Origin of the sequence: Bacillus cereus group sp. MYBKT111-2 (assembly GCF_051915205.1) — a bacterium.
GTDB classification, from domain to species: Bacteria; Bacillota; Bacilli; order Bacillales; family Bacillaceae_G; genus Bacillus_A; species Bacillus_A paranthracis.
In genome coordinates this window covers 796,035-813,731 of sequence record NZ_JBQAEG010000001.1, presented here as the reverse complement: position 1 = coordinate 813,731, position 17,697 = coordinate 796,035, and the positions used below count along the sequence as shown (strand labels likewise).

Genomic DNA, 17,697 nt, shown 5'->3' with positions numbered 1-17,697 from the left:
TATCTAATGGTGTATATGAAGAAAAATCGATCGGTTTAAATGTATTTTGAACATTGTACTCCATCGAGTAGCGTTAGTAAAGTAGAAATGTTTAGGAGAAGAAAAAAATCACCTTAGCTTATGCAAAGGTGATTTTTAAATTGCTTATTTTTTTAATCCTTGCTCTAGTGTTTCTAACATTTCATGCTTTTCATTTTCATCAGCGTTTTTCCAAATGACTTCGAATAAAACACCAAGACCTGGAAGCATTTTTTCTTCACCGCTTTGAATTGCATCGACAATTGTTTCTTGTAATTGGTCTTGTGTATTACCAGATACATTTGCTAATACAGCACCGCGTAAATTAAAACTCATTGTTTTCACCTCTTCTTCAGAATTGAAACTGACGTTAGTTTTTGTTCTTTTTTATGTAAATATGTATGAAAAATAGGCTATAATGATAAGACAAGAAGAGAGGGAAATACATATTATGAAAAACATTGATTCAGTACAAAATCCGCGTGTGAAGCAGTGGAAAAAGCTGCAAACGAAAAAAGAGCGCGATAAAAAAGGTTTATTTTTTGTAGAAGGATTCCACTTAGTGGAAGAAGCTTTAAAAGCAGGAGTTGTAACAGAACTTATCGTTTCAGATCAGACAGACCTTCCGAAAGATTGGACAGTTAATGATGTGGAAATGTATATCGTACCGGAAGCAATCGTAAAAGTACTTCGTGAAACAGAAACGACACAAGGTGTATTTGCTGTTTGTGAAAAGCATGAGAAGGAAGTAGCTCTTGCTGATGGGAAGTTTCTTTTATTAGATGGCCTGCAAGACCCAGGTAACTTAGGGACAATTATTCGTACGGCTGATGCAGCTGGTATTCATGCCGTTGTGCTTGGAGAAGGTTGTGTTGATGTTTATAATAGTAAAGTACTCCGTTCTACACAAGGTTCTATTTTTCACTTACCAATTGTAAAAGGGAACTTAGAAGAATGGGTAGACAAGCTAAAAGAAAATAACGTTCCTGTATATGGAACAGCTCTTGAAAATGGAGTTCCGTACGGGGAAGTAACACCAGCTGGTAGCTTTGCATTAATTGTAGGAAATGAAGGAAACGGCGTACGCCAAGAAATTCTTGCAAAAACGGATCGAAACTTGTATATTCCGATTTACGGCGGGGCAGAATCATTAAATGTTGCAGTTGCAGCAGGGATTTTAACGTATTATTTGCAAAGCCCGGTTGCGAACAAATAAAAAACTTCTTATAATAAGTTGAAGTATATTATATTAAAAGTTAAATAACGAAAAACGTTGATAGAGAAGAGTAGCTTACAAAATCGCCATATAGGGAGAGAATGCCTTAGACTGAAAGCATTCTTATGGTAGACGGAAGTGAATTCACCTCTGGAGTTGACGCCAGGACCATGTATATGTAAAGGCGTTCCGGTCAGAATTGATCGTTATAACTAATGAGTGGGCAGACATGTTCTGTCAATTTAGGGTGGTACCGCGAATTTACCTCGTCCCTTTTTGGGAGCGAGGTTTTTTTATTTTTAAAATTAGGAGGGTTCCAAATGGAAGCACGTTTAAAAGAGCTAAAGCAAAAAGCGTTAGAGCTTATTGAAGAAGCGAAAGAGCTAAAAGGCTTAAACGACGTACGCGTAGCGTATTTAGGAAAAAAAGGTCCAATTACAGAAGTATTACGCGGCATGGGAAAATTATCAGCAGAAGAGCGTCCACGTATGGGAGCATTAGTAAATGAAGTACGTGAAGCGATTCAAACGCGTCTAGACGACAAAATCAGCAACTTAGAAAAAGCAGTAATTGAAGCGAAATTAGCAACTGAAACAATTGATGTTACATTGCCAGGTCGTCCTGTTGAAACAGGTTGTCACCATCCGTTAACAGCTGTTGTTGAACAAATTGAAGATGTATTCATCGGTATGGGTTATGAAGTAGCAGAAGGAACAGAAGTAGAAAAAGACTACTACAACTTCGAAGCATTAAACTTACCGAAAGATCACCCAGCGCGTGATATGCAAGATACATTCTACATTACAGAAGAAACGTTACTACGTACACATACATCTTCTGTGCAAGCACGTACGATGGAAAATAATAAAGAAAAAGGCCCAATTAAAATTATTTGTCCTGGTAAAGTGTATCGCCGTGATGACGATGATGCGACGCATTCACACCAGTTCATGCAAATTGAAGGTCTTGTAATTGATAAAAACATTCGCATGAGTGACTTAAAAGGTACACTGCAAGTATTCGTGAAAAAGATGTTCGGTGAAGATCGTGAAATCCGTCTTCGTCCAAGTTTCTTCCCATTCACAGAGCCATCTGTAGAGATGGATATTTCTTGTATGATGTGTCATGGCAAAGGTTGCGGCACTTGTAAAGGAACTGGTTGGATTGAAATTTTAGGTGCAGGTATGGTTCACCCGAACGTACTTGAAATGGCTGGTTATGATTCAAAAGAATATCAAGGTTTCGCATTCGGTATGGGCGCAGAGCGTATCGCAATGTTGAAATACGGCGTAGATGACATTCGTCATTTCTATACAAATGATGTACGTTTCTTACAACAATTCAAACGAGCGTAAGGGAAGGAGAGGATAAGTATGTTCGTATCATATCGTTGGTTACAAGAGTATGTAGATATTAAAGATGTAACGGCACAAGAACTAGCAGACAAAATCACGAAAAGTGGTATTGAAGTAGAAGGCGTTGAAGTATTAAATAAAGGTGTAAAAGGTGTTGTAGTTGGTCACGTATTAGAATGTGAAAAACACCCAGAAGCTGATAAGTTAAGCAAATGTTTAATCGATATCGGTGAAGAAGAACCAGTTCAAATTATTTGTGGTGCTGCTAACATTGCAAAAGGTTTAAAAGTACCAGTTGCAAAAGTTGGCGCTGTACTTCCTGGTAATTTCAAAATTAAAAAAGCAAAACTACGTGGTGAAGCTTCTCACGGTATGGTTTGTGCTCTTCAAGAGCTTGGCATTGATGGAAAGTTAGTTTCAAAAGAATATGCAGATGGTATCTTCATCTTCCCAAGTGACGCTGAAGTTGGTGCAGATGCACTTGAAATTTTAAACTTACATGATGAAGTACTTGAGCTTGGTTTAACACCAAACCGTGCAGATTGCTTAAACATGTTAGGTGTTGCATATGAAGTAGCTGCTATTTATGGCTGTGAAGTAAAACTTCCAGCTATCGACCTACAAGAAACAGCAGAAAAAACTGCTGATTACATTTCTGTAAGTGTAGAAGCGAAAGAAGAAAATCCATTATACATTGCAAAAATGGTGAAGAACGTAAAAATTGGTCCATCACCAATGTGGATGCAAACTCGCCTTATGGCAGCTGGCATTCGTCCGATTAGCAACGTAGTTGATATTACAAACTACATTTTAATGGAATACGGTCAACCGTTACATGCATTCGATTACGATAAATTAGGTTCAAAAGAAATCGTTGTTCGTCTTGCAAAAGAAGGCGAAAAAATTGAAACATTAGATGATCAAGAGCGTACGTTACAAGACCACCATCTTGTCATTACAAACGGAACAAAAGCTTTAGCAGTTGCTGGTGTAATGGGCGGAGCGGATTCAGAAGTTACAAATGAAACAGTAAACGTTCTAATTGAGTCTGCATACTTTGCAGGTCAAACAGTGCGCCGTACATCAAAAGACTTAGGTCTTCGCAGTGAATCAAGTGCACGTTTCGAAAAAGGAATCGACCCAACACGTACATTTGAAGCAATTCAACATGCAGCTGCTTTAATGGCAAAATACGCTGGCGGTGAAGCACTTGAAGGAGTAGTAGAAGCTGACAACTTACAAGTACAAGAGCGTACAGTGTCTGTTACTGCTGAAAAAGTAAACCGTGTATTAGGTACAAATATTTCTGCAAGTGAAATGGGTACAATGTTCACAAACTTAAAATTCCCATTCACAGAAGTAGAAGGAACATTCCACGTGAATGTACCAGCACGTCGTCCTGATATTACAATTTCAGAAGACTTAGTAGAAGAAGTGGGCCGTCTATACGGTTATGATCACATTCCAGTTACATTACCTTCTGGAACGATGACACGTGGTAAATTAACAGCAGCGCAAACGAAACGTCGTAAAGTACGTCGCTTCTTAGAAGGTGCTGGTTTATATGAAGCAATCACGTATTCATTAACAAGCGCTGACAAAGCGAAACAATATATGGTGGAGCCAAACGAAAAAGCGCCTGTAGCTCTTGCACTTCCAATGAGTGAAGAACGCAGCCAACTTCGTTTAAGCTTAGTGCCACAATTGTTAGAAGCAGTTTCATACAATGTCGCTCGTAAAAACGATAGCGTTGCTTTATACGAAGTAGGTTCTATCTTCTTACCGACAGAAGAAGGAGAACTTCCGAAAGAAGAACAACATCTTGCGGGTGTTATGACAGGTCTTGCTCTTCACCATGCATGGCAAGGTGAGAAAAAAGTAGTAGACTTCTTCGTTGTGAAAGGTGTACTAGAAGGTCTATTTGACGTACTTGGCGTTTCAAACCAAATCACATATGCACCAGCAAAACGTGAAGGTATGCACCCAGGTCGTACAGCTGACATCGTATTAGAAGGCGAAGTAATTGGTTTCATCGGTCAATTGCACCCAGAAGCAGAAAAACAATTAGATGTGAAAAATACATTCGTATTTGAACTATCTCTTGTAAAAGTATTCGGTGCAGACGCTGAAGAAACTTACTACTCAGCAATTCCACGTTTCCCATCTATGACACGTGACATGGCTGTTGTCGTAACGAAAGAAACAAAAGCTGGCGAAATGAAGCAAGTTATTGCTGAAGCTGGTGGAGAACTTCTGAAAGACGTAACACTATTTGACTTATACGAAGGTGAAAAAATGGAAGAAGGCAAGAAATCACTTGCATTCTCTATGAACTACTTCGATGCAGAGCGTACGTTAACAGACGAAGAAGTAACAGAAGCACATAACCGCGTGTTAACAGCGGTAGAAGAGAAATTTGGTGCGGAGTTACGTAAATAATAAGAAATTGCCGGATTTATTCCGGCAATTTTTTTATGGAACGATTGTAAAAATCGTCGATATATTTTTAGGTGTCTTGCATCTTTCTCTCGAATGTAGTACATTAATTTTAGTTTAACAAAATGAAAGACGATGATAAGGAAAAGTAGTATATACTATAATCCAAAGCGAGTCAGGGACGGTGAGAGCCTGATGAGGCGGTATATGTGAAGAACACCTTGGAGTTGCTAACCGAAATTGAATCTTGTATTCAAGAGTAGACTTAGACGGGAATCCGGCCTGTTACAAACCGGGAAGTATGTATTACATACGAGTTAAAGTTGGTCTTTATGACAAATTGGGTGGTACCGCGAAGTTTAACCTTTCGTCCCTTTATGGATGAAAGGTTTTTTTGTATTTAAATATATCAGCAAAGGAGAATTTAACTATGGAAAACACATTAGTAAAAAGTCTGTATAGAGATACAGATAAATACGCAAGTCAAACAGTACAAGTATCAGGGTGGATTCGTAACTTACGTGATTCAAAAGCATTTGGCTTCATCGAATTAAACGACGGTAGCTTCTTCAAAAGCGTTCAAATCGTTTTCGATACAGAATTAGATAACTTCAAAGAAATTGCAAAACTTCCACTTAGCTCTTCAGTTAAAGTAGAAGGTAAAGTAATTGTAACGCCTGGAGCGAAACAACCATTTGAAATTAAAGCAGAAAAAATTGATATTGAGGGCTTATCAGATTCTGATTATCCACTTCAAAAGAAACGTCATACGTTTGAATACTTACGTACAATTGCTCACTTACGTCCAAGAACAAATGCATTCTCTGCAACGTTCCGCGTACGTTCTATCGCAGCATTTGCGATTCACCAATTCTTCCAAGAGCGTGGATTCGTACATGTTCACACACCAATCATTACTGGTAGTGATACAGAAGGTGCGGGCGAAATGTTCCGCGTAACAACGCAAGATTTAAACAACGTACCAAAAGGCGAAGACGGACAAGTTGATGAATCAAAAGACTTCTTCGGCAAAGAAACAAACTTAACAGTAAGTGGACAGCTGAACGCTGAAGCTTATGCATTAGCATTCCGTGATGTATACACATTCGGACCTACATTCCGTGCAGAAAACTCAAACACAACTCGCCACGCAGCTGAGTTCTGGATGGTTGAGCCTGAGATTGCATTTGCTGAACTAGGTGACGTAATGAACCTTACAGAAGATATGCTGAAATATGCAATGAAATACGTATTAGAGCATGCACCAGAAGAAATGGAATTCTTCAACAGCTTCGTTGATAAAACAGTTCTAGAGCGTATGAACAACGTAATTAACTCTGACTTCGGTCGCATCACTTATACAGAAGCAATTAAAGTACTTCAAGAATCAGGTGCTGACTTCAAATACCCAGTAGAATGGGGTATTGACTTACAAACAGAGCATGAAAGATACTTATCAGAAGAAATCTTCAAACGCCCTGTATTCGTAACTGACTATCCGAAAGACATTAAAGCATTCTACATGCGCTTAAATGATGACGGTAAAACAGTAGCTGCTACTGACCTTCTAGTTCCGGGCATCGGCGAATTAATCGGCGGAAGTCAACGTGAAGAAAGAATGGACGTTTTAGTAGATAGAATTAAAGAATTAGGCATGAAAGAAGAGGACTACTGGTGGTACTTAGAACTTAGAAAATACGGCGGTACAAAACACGCTGGATTCGGTCTAGGTTTCGAGCGCTTCCTAATGTACATCACTGGCATGGCTAACATCCGTGACGTAATTCCATTCCCAAGAACTCCAGGTTCTTCTGAATTCTAAAATATGAAAAAAGCGAGAGGATTTCCTCTCGCTTTTTATTTTGTATAGTTTATTCTCCTGTAGCAAAAAGTAACGCGAAGGGGTGAATATAAATGAGTAAAAAAGTGAAAAAAGATCATTCAAGATCGGGCCTAGGTTCTCCAGAAGTAGAAGGACAAGGAACGACAACACATGAAACAGGTTCTCATAAAGTATCTTCATCTAATAAGAAGCAGAAACAAAGCTAACATAAAAAGGAGAGTCTTGGCGACTCTCCTTTTTATGTGTTACATCTTTTTATCATGAATCTCTTTTGTAATGTTATCTACATCTTTGTCTAATCGATCGAAATAGAAAAACCACAGTAAACTCATGAACACGTAATAGATGGCCATCACGCCAAGATTATCAGATATATTTTCAAATGTAGATTTAGTAGTGAAAAAAGCGCCCCAAATGGTAGAAATAGTGAGGTAAGATAGAGGACCTACGATGTGTACGAAAGCATATAATACCTTTTTAACTTTTACAGCGTTCATATGAAAAACCTCCTTTTTCTAATCATACATTCAAGTTCCTCACAGAAGTGTTGTAGTTTTGCTGGATTATGTATTAACGAGCGGGCATCGTGTTTCCCGATAAACCTGCGGATCCGAAAGTTTAATAAGAAAGATCGGCCATAGCGCTCTATTAAATCGTTGAACTCTCGTTGTTCGCTTAGTAGATGAATGTTTTCCCTAATTTCGAACTGTCTTTCGTGTGGATTACCTAGTAAAATATTTAGAATCATTTGTAGAAGTAGCAATAGGGATCCCCTCCTATGTTAGAATAATCTGTATATTATAATTATAACAAAACTATAAGGATAATAGTAGGATGAAACAAAAAACAGGAGTTTGTAGGCTCCTGTTTTTGTCGATACTATTTTAGTAAGCGAAACGCCTTTTCCGTATTAGCAAAATGCAGTTTCACAAACTCAGGTAATCGTTCTTTACCAAGCTTTTGAATTAATTTAGCGGCGGCGATATCAACTTGTTTACCTGCACCTTTTGGAAGGGGCATACCAGCTTTTTTGCTTAGTTCGTTAAATTGTTTTACGAATGAGTAACGAGCTAAAATGGAGGCGGCGGCTACTGCTAAATGGACGCTTTCGCCTTTCGTTGCGAAGTAAACATTTTCACGTTGTACCTGTTTTTGTTTTGCTAAATATTTGTAGTATGTATCAGGCTGTGTGAATTGGTCGATTAAGACGCCTTCAGGTTTTATAGGTGCCATTTTAGCTAATAAGTTTGTAATAGCTTTATTGTGTAGTAAAGCTTTTAACTTACCTTGGTTGTTTCCTTTATCAAATAGCTCGTTATATTTTTCGTTATGAAGAACGAGAGAGCTGTAAGGAACAACGTGTAGAAGTTGTTTTGCAATGGCAGTAATTTGTTCGTCATTTAAGTTTTTAGAGTCTTTTACACCAAGTTCTTTTAGTAGTGGAATTTGCTTCGCATCCACATATACAGCAACGACTGTCATCGGTCCGAAGAAATCACCAGTCCCCACTTCATCTGACCCTACGATCGACATTGTACCGATGGAAGCAGGCGGTGCATAACGGTGTGAATCAACAGATCTTTTTACAGCTGTTTTCGGTGTTTGAGAGACAGTTTGCCAACGAGAAGCTTCTGCTTCAGCACGTCCACCTTGGAACATTACTTTTCCAGATTTATACGCTGTGATTGTGCAAGATGGCACTTTTGCCATGAAGATTCCGCCTTGTGGAGTTTTCGGGCTAAGCGAATGTTTATATTGTTGTTTCATGTCTTCAATTACTGTAGAATTTGTTTGAATTACGATAGAATTTGACATAATGGTCACCCCTTTTTTTATATTGTTATTTTTATCATATCGGATTGTTCTTTCTGTTTCCATATTATGAAGGTTCATGGTATGATAAACTTTAGGATTCTGTACGTGATTGGAGGCCGGTGAGTTGTCACAACAAAAGGGAAAGAAAAGTCGAATTAATGTAGAAATCTATGGTCAGCAATATTCAGTTGTTGGCGATGAAAGTACAAGTCATATCCGCATGGTAGCAGCGATTGTGGATGATAAAATGCGCGAACTCAATGCCAAGAATCCTTCGCTTGACACGAGTAGACTAGCGGTATTGACGGCGGTAAACGTCATACACGATTACATAAAATTAAAAGAAGAACATGAGAAATTGAAAGAAAGTATGACAAAAAAAGGAATGGAATAACATGATTGATATTATTATCATTTTACTGCTTGTTATGGGATTTTTCCTCGGCTTACGCAGAGGGTTTATTCTGCAACTTGTAAAGTTAACAAGCTTTATTATCGCATACCTTGTTGCATACTGGTACTGTAAAGATTTAGCGCCAGCACTTGCGAAATTTATTCCGTATCCATTTGATAAAAACGTATCTGTTCCAGAATGGATTGATGCAAATAATATTGAGACAGTATTTTATCAAGCGCTTGCGTTTATCATATTGTTTATTATCACAAAAATTGCACTTTCATTACTTGGTAATTTGTTAAATATGTTTGCAGAAATACCGGTTTTAAAGCAAGTAAATGCGTTTGCGGGGGCACTCCTCGGATTTTTAGAAGTATATATTATTTTGTTTGTCTTAATTATCATTGGAAACATTCTTCCGATTGAACAATTACAAACACCATTACAACAATCATCAATTAGCAAAATAATTGTAGACGATACACCGATTCTCTCTGAAAAGGTGAAGGAACTATGGCAGACAGGTAGCAGAGTATAACTTCTCTTTTTTCGGAAAGAGAAGTTTTTTTCTATGAAAGAAAGGCGGGGTAATGATGAAAGTAAATAAAAAACAAGTTATCAAATTATTAGAGACAATCGGGCTTTTTATGGAACTAAAGGGCGCGAATCCATTTAAAATATCTGCATTTCGTAAAGCGGCAGCAGCATTAGAAAGTGATGATCGTAGTCTTTCTGAGATTGAAGATTTCACGAAGATTCCGGGCATTGGAAAAGGAACAGCGGCAGTTATTCAAGAATATATAGAATCGGGAACATCTGAAGTATTACAAGAGCTTGAACAAGAAGTGCCAAGTAGCTTATTACCGTTATTAAAATTACCAGGCCTTGGTGGTAAAAAGGTAGCTAAGTTATATAAAGAACTTGGTGTTGTTGATATGGAATCGCTAAAAGCGGTTTGTGAGGAAAATAAAGTACAAGCTTTAGCTGGTTTCGGCAAAAAAACAGAAGAGAAAATATTAGAAGCAATCGATCAAGTAGGATCTCGTCCAGAGCGTTTACCAATCGCGATGGTATTGCCTATTGCCGGGGAAATAGAGGAGAAATTGTCGAATATTGCTGAGGTAATTCGTTTCTCTCGCGCTGGTAGTTTGCGCCGTGTTCGTGAAACAGTAAAAGATTTAGACTTTATTATTGCAACGACAGAACCAGCTGCAGTACGTGAGCATTTACTACAATTTGATAATATGATTGAAGTAATCGCGAGCGGAGATACGAAAGTTTCGGTCCGTCTTCAATATGAATATGATATTTCGATTGATTTCCGCCTAGTAAAACCAGAAGAGTTTATTACAACTCTTCACCATTTCACAGGATCAAAAGACCATAACGTAAAAATGCGTCAAATCGCAAAAGATAAAGGCGAGAAAATTAGTGAGTACGGTGTAGAGAACTTGGAAACAGGTGAAGTGAAAACATTTGAGACGGAAGAAGAATTTTTTGCTCATTTCGGTCTTCCATTTATCCCGCCAGAAGTGCGTGAAGATGGAAAAGAAATTGAATTAATTAAAGAGTATCCTAACTTAATTCAGTTCTCTGACATACAAGGTGATTTACATATGCATACAACATGGAGTGATGGTGCTTTTTCTATTGAAGAGATGGTACAAGCGTGCCGTGCTCGTGGATATAAGTTTATGGCAATTACTGATCACTCACAATACTTGAAAGTAGCGAACGGTTTAACGAAAGAGCGCCTTCGTGAACAAGCGAAAGAAATTGAACGTATGAACGAAAAGTATCCAGACATTACAATTTTACGCGGAATTGAAATGGACATTTTACCGGATGCCTCGCTTGATTTTGATGATGAAGTATTATCAGAACTAGATTATGTCATTGGAGCAATTCACTCTAGCTTCTCACAAGACCGTGAAACGATTATGAAACGTCTTCGTGCTGCGCTAGAGAATAAACATGTCACAATGATTGCCCATCCGACAGGACGTCTTCTTGGACGTCGTGAGGGCTACGATGTAGATACAGACTTATTAATCGAACTCGCAAAAGAAACAAATACAGTTTTAGAATTAAATGCGAATCCAAACCGTCTAGATTTAAGCGCGAAATTATTAAAACAAGCACAAGATGCCGGTGTAAAAGTAGCGATTAACACGGATGCTCATACACTTGAAATGTTAGAAGATATGGAAACAGGTGTAGCGGCAGCACGTAAGGGTTGGATTCAAAAAGATAACGTAATTAACACGTGGGATATTGAACGTTTATTAGACTATATTAAACGTAATAAGTAACACAAGGGGGACCTGCAACATGTTAGAAAGAACGTTGCGTGTATTAGAATATAATAAAGTAAAAGAACAATTACTTGAACATACAGCATCTTCACTTGGTCGTGACAAAGTGAAGCATTTAGTGCCGAGCACTGATTTTGAAGAAATTGTAGAAATGCAAGATACAACGGATGAAGCAGCGAAAGTTATTCGTCTAAAGGGTAGTGCACCATTAGGTGGTATTACGGATATTCGCTCCAATGTGAAGCGTGCAAAGATTGGAAGTATGTTAAGTCCAAATGAACTACTTGATATTGCCAATACGATGTATGGCAGTCGCAATATGAAACGTTTCATTGAAGATATGGTTGATAATGGTGTTGAGCTTCCCATTTTAGAAACTCATGTCGCTCAAATTGTATCTTTATATGATTTAGAAAAGAAAATTACAAATTGTATCGGTGATGGCGGGGAAGTAGTCGATAGCGCAAGTGATAAACTGCGCGGTATTCGTACTCAAATTCGTACTGCAGAAAGCCGTATTCGTGAAAAGTTAGAAAACATGACGCGTTCTTCAAACGCGCAAAAGATGCTGTCTGACTCAATTGTAACGATCCGTAACGAACGTTACGTAATCCCAGTAAAACAAGAATATCGCGGCGTATATGGCGGTATTGTTCATGATCAATCAGCTTCGGGACAAACGTTATTTATTGAACCGCAAGTCATTGTAGAGTTAAATAACGCGCTCCAAGAAGCACGTGTGAAAGAAAAACAAGAAATCGAACGCATCTTATTGATGTTAACAGAAGAAGTGGCAGTAGAAGCCGATATCGTTTTATCAAACGTAGAAGTAGTTGCAAATCTTGATTTCATTTTTGCGAAAGCTTTTTATGCGAAGCGAATTAAAGCAACGAAACCGATTGTAAATAACGAGCGTTATATGGATTTAAGACAAGCTCGTCATCCGCTAATCGATCCAGAAATTATTGTGCCAAATAACATTATGTTAGGGAAAGATTTCACGACAATTGTTATTACAGGACCGAATACAGGTGGTAAAACAGTTACGCTGAAAACAGTTGGTATTTGTGTGTTAATGGCGCAATCTGGTCTTCACATTCCAGTAATGGATGAGTCAGAGATTTGTGTATTCAAACATATCTTTGCTGATATCGGTGATGAGCAATCGATTGAACAAAGTTTAAGTACGTTCTCCTCACATATGGTGAACATTGTTGATATTTTAGAAAAAGCTGATTTCGAAAGCTTAGTTTTATTCGATGAATTAGGTGCTGGAACAGACCCACAAGAAGGGGCTGCACTAGCCATTTCGATTTTAGATGAAGTATGTAATCGTGGTGCTCGCGTTGTTGCTACGACGCATTACCCAGAATTAAAAGCATACGGATATAATCGTGAGCAAGTTATTAATGCGAGCGTTGAGTTTGATGTAAATACATTAAGCCCAACGTATAAATTATTAATCGGTGTACCAGGACGTAGTAATGCCTTTGAAATTTCGAAACGCCTTGGATTATCTGATCGCGTCATTGAGCAAGCACGCAATCACATTAGTACAGATACAAACAAAATTGAAAATATGATTGCGAAGTTAGAAGAAAGTCAAAAGAATGCAGAGCGTGACTGGAACGAAGCAGAAGCACTTCGCAAGCAATCTGAAAAACTACATCGCGAATTACAACGTCAAATCATTGAATTTAATGAAGATCGTGATGAACGATTATTAAAAGCGCAAAAAGAAGGGGAAGAAAAAGTCGAAGCTGCAAAGAAAGAAGCAGAAGGCATTATTCAAGAACTTCGTCAATTGCGTAAAGCACAGCTTGCAAACGTGAAAGATCACGAGTTAATTGAAGCGAAGAGCCGTCTAGAAGGCGCAGCACCAGAGCTTGTGAAGAAACAAAAAGTAAACGTGAAAAACACTGCGCCGAAACAACAGTTGCGCGCAGGTGATGAAGTAAAAGTATTAACGTTCGGTCAAAAAGGTCAATTACTTGAAAAAGTAAGTGATACAGAGTGGAGCGTACAAATTGGTATTCTGAAGATGAAAGTAAAAGAATCTAACATGGAATACATTAACACACCGAAACAAACAGAGAAAAAAGCAGTTGCAACAGTAAAAGGTAGAGACTATCACGTTTCATTAGAACTTGACCTTCGTGGTGAACGATTTGAAAATGCAATGGCGCGCGTTGAGAAATATTTAGACGATGCCCAGCTTGCAAGCTATCCTCGCGTATCAATCATTCACGGTAAAGGAACAGGAGCGCTTCGCCAAGGTGTACAAGATTACTTGAAGAAGCATCGCGGTGTGAAAACATTCCGTTACGGTGACATGGGCGAGGGAGGCTTAGGCGTAACAGTTGTCGAATTAAAATAGAAAACAACGAAACAAAGGGGAAACCATTATATGTTTATGGACAAACTTGCAAAAGTATTGTTAGCTTGTTGCGGAATATTTTTGGTGATTGGGGTTATTTATTTAGTTGTTTTTGCGAAGTAAACGAGCGTCAATCGTGGCATAATGATATTGCCATAGATTGACGCTTTTAATATATGTGAAAAGGAATAAGCTATGAAAATCAACCAATACATAAGCGAAGCAAAATCCTGCTCAAGACGTGAAACAGATCGCCTTATTAAAGCTGGGCGCGTGGCTATTAACGGCGAAATATGTACGCACGGTGCACTCGTGAACGATGGTGATGTTGTAACGATTGATGGGCAGGTTCTTGCAAAAGAAGAGAAAGAAAAGGTGTATATCGCCTTTCATAAGCCAGTTGGCATTACTTGTACAGCAGCTGATCATATTGAAGATAATATTATTGATTATATCAATTACCCAGAGCGAATCTTTCCAGTTGGGCGATTAGATAAAGCGTCAGAAGGCCTTATTTTATTAACGAATGACGGTGCGATTGCAAATCAAATTTTACATGGTGATCATGAGCACGAGAAGGAATATGTTGTCACAGTCGATAAACCTTTTACGGACTGGTTTATTGATGAGATGTCCAGCGGTGTAAAGATTAAAGATGGAATGACGAAGCCATGTAAAGTGACGAGAGTGGATCAGTCTACATTTCGCATCGTTTTAACGCAAGGAATGAACAGACAAATTCGTAGAATGAGTCGAGCTTTCGGGTTTACTGTAACAAAGTTAAAGCGAGTACGCATTATGAATATAGAGCTAAATGAGCTTGAAGTTGGAAAGTGGCGGAGCGTTACAGCTGAAGAGTTAGAAATTTTAATAGGGCAGTTATAGGGAGGGGAAATTTTCTCCCTATATTTTTTTGTCAGAAAAAATAAAACTATTGATTTTTTAAAAAATAGCCCATATAATAAAAAACAACAAGTTTCGACAAGATATTTTATAAAAGTAATGATGAGGACATGAGTTGTTTTTTACGATTCTCAGAGAGGGAAGCCTTAGGCTGTGAGCTTCCTAATACGAAAAGACAAGCTTACCACCTCTAAACTTCAAGAGTGAACTGCATACATGATGCATTGTAATTCTTGGCGGATAAAACCGTTATCAATTTACACGAGCTATAAAATGAGCTTATTTCGCTATAAATTCATTTTATTAGAATAAGGGTGGAACCACGATTTCAACACTCGTCCCTTTGTTAGGGACGGGTGTTTTTTGCGTTCTTTTACGGGGAAGTATGCTTGAAAGAGGATATGTGACGGATTTTAATTCAGAATATTTTGTTAATTTATAATTATGTAGGAGGTTAGTAGAAATGAAATCATCTTTAAAGTTTTCTGAGATGTTTGCAATAAGTTTAATGTTATTTGCACTATTTTTCGGTGCGGGTAATATGATTTTTCCACCAGCATTAGGACAAGGCGCTGGAACAGATGTATGGATCGCGCTATTTGGTTTTGTCGTAACAGGCGTTGGATTGCCTTTATTAGGAGTTATCGTTATAGCTTTAAAGGGAGATATTAATGAGCTAGCAGGGCGTGTACACCCTATATTCGCACTAGTTTTTATTACTGCAATTTATTTATGTTTAGGCGTATTCGTAAGTGTGCCGCGTACAGGAACGGTTGCTTATGAAATGAGTGTTGCACCATTTTTACCAAGTGAAATAGCTGGTCAATCGTATCCACTTGTTATCTTTACATTTATTTTCTTTGCTCTCACTTTCTATTTAGCTTTAAACCCATCAAAATTAGTGGGCCGCATCGGTAAAGTATTAACTCCGATTTTATTAGCTGTTATTGCAATTATTGTAGTGAAAGCACTTATTACACCAATGGGTGAATTTGGTGCACCAACAGAAGCATATAGTGCTCCGCTATTTAAAGGTTTTATTGACGGATATTTAACTTTAGATGGACTTGCAGCACTTGTATTCGGAAATGTTGTAATTCATGCGTTAAAAGAAAAAGGTATTACAAATAAAAATAGCATTGCAAAAGTAACAATTTTTGCAGGATTTATTGCAGCACTTGGTTTACTACTCGTTTACTTAGCGCTTGCTTATCTCGGAGCTTCTAGTGTCTCTCTTGGAATGGGAGCAAACGGCGGAATTATTTTAACAAACGTTGTAAATCATTTATTCGGTAGTTACGGAACTTTATTATTAGGAATCGCAATTTCAGCAGCATGTTTAACAACTTCAGTAGGGATTGTCGCAGCTTGCGGAGAATATTTCTCTTCTTTATTACCGAAGCTTTCTTATCAAAAAGTTGTTTTCATTTTCTGTGTATTAGCATTTATGGTAGCGAATCTTGGTTTAACTCAGTTAAATGCATTAGCATTACCAATCTTAATCGCAATTTACCCAATTGGTATCGTGCTAATTATATTATCACTGGTTGAAAACTATATTCGTCTTCCTTTAGTAATGTATGTAGGTGGTATTGTAGGAGCATTCATGATTAGCTTCTTTGATGGATTACACAATGCAAATCTTGAGATTGCAGCATTAACACCAATTTTAAATAAAATTCCATTATATAGTGTTGGGATTGGTTGGTTCGTTCCTGCTCTAGTAGGTATTGTAATTGGATATGTCATTTCATTGTTTCAAAAGCAAGAAGTTGCTGTAGAAAAATAGAGAAAAGAGGCTTTCTATGAAAGAAAGCCTCTTTTTTTGTAGAAAAAGCCACATATAAGGAAATTCAGATATTTAAAGTTTTATACGTAATATAGTTGACAAAAAAATTATGAGTAGGCTAAGATTGACTTAGTTGTGGAAATATTGGAAGGAAAGTGAGGAGTGAAAGGTATAAGACTTTCTATAACGATATCATTTTGGTAGATAGAGGTGATAGAGTAGAAAAATGGTTAGTTTTATTTTTTTTGAGCTTTATTGAGAATGATAATCAACGAAAAATAGGGACTTATGTTAAAATACGAATTACTCTTTATAAAGAATAGGGAGGGGGATTATTTTTAACATACAGTGAGAATGATAATCAATAATATCTACATTACATAAATAAACTACAATTAAATAATGATAGAAGATTGTTATTTTTTTCTAACAAAATGAGAATAATTATCATTTTCAAAAAAAGTATGGATGAAAGATAAACAAGGAGGAAGTAAGCCAAATGAGAAAGATTTCTGTATTACCCGCTTTTATTATAACGTTCGTATGTATGCTAGCTTTTCTTATCATGCCATATGGGAAAGTTTCAGCACAACTAGCTGACGGTACTTATGACATTAACTATGTCATTCAAAAAGCAGAAAATGATTCAGCTTCAATGGCAAATGATTATTTTGAAAAACCAGCTAAGCTAATTGTGAAAAATGGTGAGATGAGAGTACAAATTCCGATGAATCATAGTGCTTGGATTACAGAATTTAAAGCACCTGAGAACGGGAATTTTGTTGATGCAAAAGTAGTTAGCAAGGACGAGGCTGCTGATAAAAGAACGGTTGAATTTAAAATTGATGATTTATCAAAACCATTAGGAGTAAAAATTCATGTTGTCGTACCAAGTGCAAACTATGACCACCACTACACAATTCGTTTTGCTTTTGATGCAAATGTAAAAGCTGTAGGTGGAGATAACGGCGCGGCTGCTACAACAAAAAACAATGATCAAACGAAAACAGGTACACAAGTCAAAGAAGAGAAAACAAAAGTAGAGAATAAAGAAACAACAAAAGAAGCGAACAAAGAAACAAATAAAGATACAAAAAATGAAAATGGTAAAGCTGAAAAAACAGATAATCCTAAAACAGGCGATGAAGCACGTATCGGATTATTTGCGGTGTTAATTCTTATTTCAGGTGTTTTCTTAATTCGTAACGTGAAGTTTAGTAAATAAATAAAAAG

General features: G+C 37.5%; 16 protein-coding genes and 3 other annotated features. Of the genes, 12 read left to right on the top strand and 4 right to left on the bottom strand.

Features of this window, described 5'->3' with window-relative positions; translation table 11 throughout:
* Positions 1-144: 144 nt before the first annotated feature.
* Positions 145-354: a small acid-soluble spore protein SspI gene (gene sspI, locus ACTFNE_RS04285; protein WP_000009513.1), complete on the bottom strand. Its 210-nt coding sequence runs from the start codon at positions 352-354 to the stop codon at positions 145-147.
* Between the two features lie 82 nt (positions 355-436).
* Between sspI and ACTFNE_RS04280 the strand changes: the two genes are divergently transcribed.
* From ACTFNE_RS04280 to ACTFNE_RS04260, 5 genes are all read left to right on the top strand, one after another.
* Positions 437-1,234 carry a TrmH family RNA methyltransferase gene (locus ACTFNE_RS04280; RefSeq protein ID WP_001993769.1) on the top strand — a complete coding sequence of 266 codons (798 nt, stop codon included), beginning with the start codon at positions 437-439 and terminating at the stop codon, positions 1,232-1,234.
* Between the two features lie 48 nt (positions 1,235-1,282).
* Positions 1,283-1,511, top strand: a binding site (T-box leader).
* Between the two features lie 43 nt (positions 1,512-1,554).
* Positions 1,555-2,589, top strand: a complete 1,035-nt coding sequence (pheS, locus tag ACTFNE_RS04275) for a phenylalanine--tRNA ligase subunit alpha (protein ID WP_000388219.1) — start codon at positions 1,555-1,557, stop codon at positions 2,587-2,589.
* Between the two features lie 18 nt (positions 2,590-2,607).
* Positions 2,608-5,028, top strand: coding sequence for a phenylalanine--tRNA ligase subunit beta (gene pheT / locus ACTFNE_RS04270; protein ID WP_439997959.1), 2,421 nt, complete (start codon positions 2,608-2,610; stop codon positions 5,026-5,028).
* 123 nt (positions 5,029-5,151) lie between these two features.
* Positions 5,152-5,403 (top strand) — a binding site (T-box leader).
* A gap of 52 nt (positions 5,404-5,455) precedes the next feature.
* A complete protein-coding gene (gene asnS / locus ACTFNE_RS04265) occupies positions 5,456-6,847 on the top strand; it encodes an asparagine--tRNA ligase (protein ID WP_046198150.1) in 1,392 nt (463 codons plus the stop codon).
* Between the two features lie 92 nt (positions 6,848-6,939).
* Entirely contained in the window at positions 6,940-7,074 is a 135-nt protein-coding gene (locus tag ACTFNE_RS04260; protein WP_000039589.1) for a YuzL family protein, read from the top strand.
* 39 nt (positions 7,075-7,113) lie between these two features.
* Here ACTFNE_RS04260 and ACTFNE_RS04255 read toward each other — a convergent pair whose 3' ends face one another.
* The 3 genes from ACTFNE_RS04255 to rnhC form a co-directional block, all read right to left on the bottom strand.
* Positions 7,114-7,365: a hypothetical protein gene (locus tag ACTFNE_RS04255; protein WP_000994756.1), complete on the bottom strand. Its 252-nt coding sequence runs from the start codon at positions 7,363-7,365 to the stop codon at positions 7,114-7,116.
* Positions 7,362-7,631: a hypothetical protein gene (locus tag ACTFNE_RS04250; RefSeq protein WP_098487447.1), complete on the bottom strand. Its 270-nt coding sequence runs from the start codon at positions 7,629-7,631 to the stop codon at positions 7,362-7,364. The genes ACTFNE_RS04255 and ACTFNE_RS04250 overlap by 4 nt, the downstream gene beginning before the upstream one ends.
* Before the next feature lie 116 nt (positions 7,632-7,747).
* Entirely contained in the window at positions 7,748-8,683 is a 936-nt protein-coding gene (rnhC, locus tag ACTFNE_RS04245) for a ribonuclease HIII (protein ID WP_000071600.1), read from the bottom strand.
* Between the two features lie 124 nt (positions 8,684-8,807).
* On the opposite strand from rnhC, the gene zapA reads away from it, so the two are divergent.
* The 7 genes from zapA (at position 8,808) to isdC (ending at position 17,689) form a co-directional block, all read left to right on the top strand.
* Positions 8,808-9,077: a cell division protein ZapA gene (gene zapA, locus ACTFNE_RS04240; RefSeq protein ID WP_000082701.1), complete on the top strand. Its 270-nt coding sequence runs from the start codon at positions 8,808-8,810 to the stop codon at positions 9,075-9,077.
* A 1-nt stretch (position 9,078) separates the two neighbouring features.
* Positions 9,079-9,618 carry a CvpA family protein gene (locus ACTFNE_RS04235; RefSeq protein WP_000565413.1) on the top strand — a complete coding sequence of 180 codons (540 nt, stop codon included), beginning with the start codon at positions 9,079-9,081 and terminating at the stop codon, positions 9,616-9,618.
* A 55-nt stretch (positions 9,619-9,673) separates the two neighbouring features.
* Complete coding sequence (polX, locus tag ACTFNE_RS04230; protein WP_270705138.1) at positions 9,674-11,392, top strand: DNA polymerase/3'-5' exonuclease PolX; 1,719 nt, start codon at positions 9,674-9,676, stop codon at positions 11,390-11,392.
* Between the two features lie 19 nt (positions 11,393-11,411).
* Positions 11,412-13,772 (top strand): endonuclease MutS2, encoded by a 2,361-nt coding sequence (locus tag ACTFNE_RS04225; protein ID WP_270705110.1) that lies wholly within the window; start codon positions 11,412-11,414, stop codon positions 13,770-13,772.
* A 195-nt stretch (positions 13,773-13,967) separates the two neighbouring features.
* The gene (locus tag ACTFNE_RS04220) at positions 13,968-14,657 is read left to right on the top strand and encodes a 23S rRNA pseudouridine(2604) synthase RluF (RefSeq protein WP_046198145.1); all 690 of its coding nucleotides are present in this window, start codon (positions 13,968-13,970) and stop codon (positions 14,655-14,657) included.
* Between the two features lie 108 nt (positions 14,658-14,765).
* Positions 14,766-15,021, top strand: a binding site (T-box leader).
* A gap of 117 nt (positions 15,022-15,138) precedes the next feature.
* Entirely contained in the window at positions 15,139-16,464 is a 1,326-nt protein-coding gene (gene brnQ6, locus ACTFNE_RS04215) for a branched-chain amino acid transport system II carrier protein BrnQ6 (protein ID WP_046198144.1), read from the top strand.
* Between the two features lie 499 nt (positions 16,465-16,963).
* Positions 16,964-17,689, top strand: coding sequence for a heme uptake protein IsdC (gene isdC, locus ACTFNE_RS04210; RefSeq protein WP_046198143.1), 726 nt, complete (start codon positions 16,964-16,966; stop codon positions 17,687-17,689).
* Positions 17,690-17,697 lie beyond the last annotated feature (8 nt).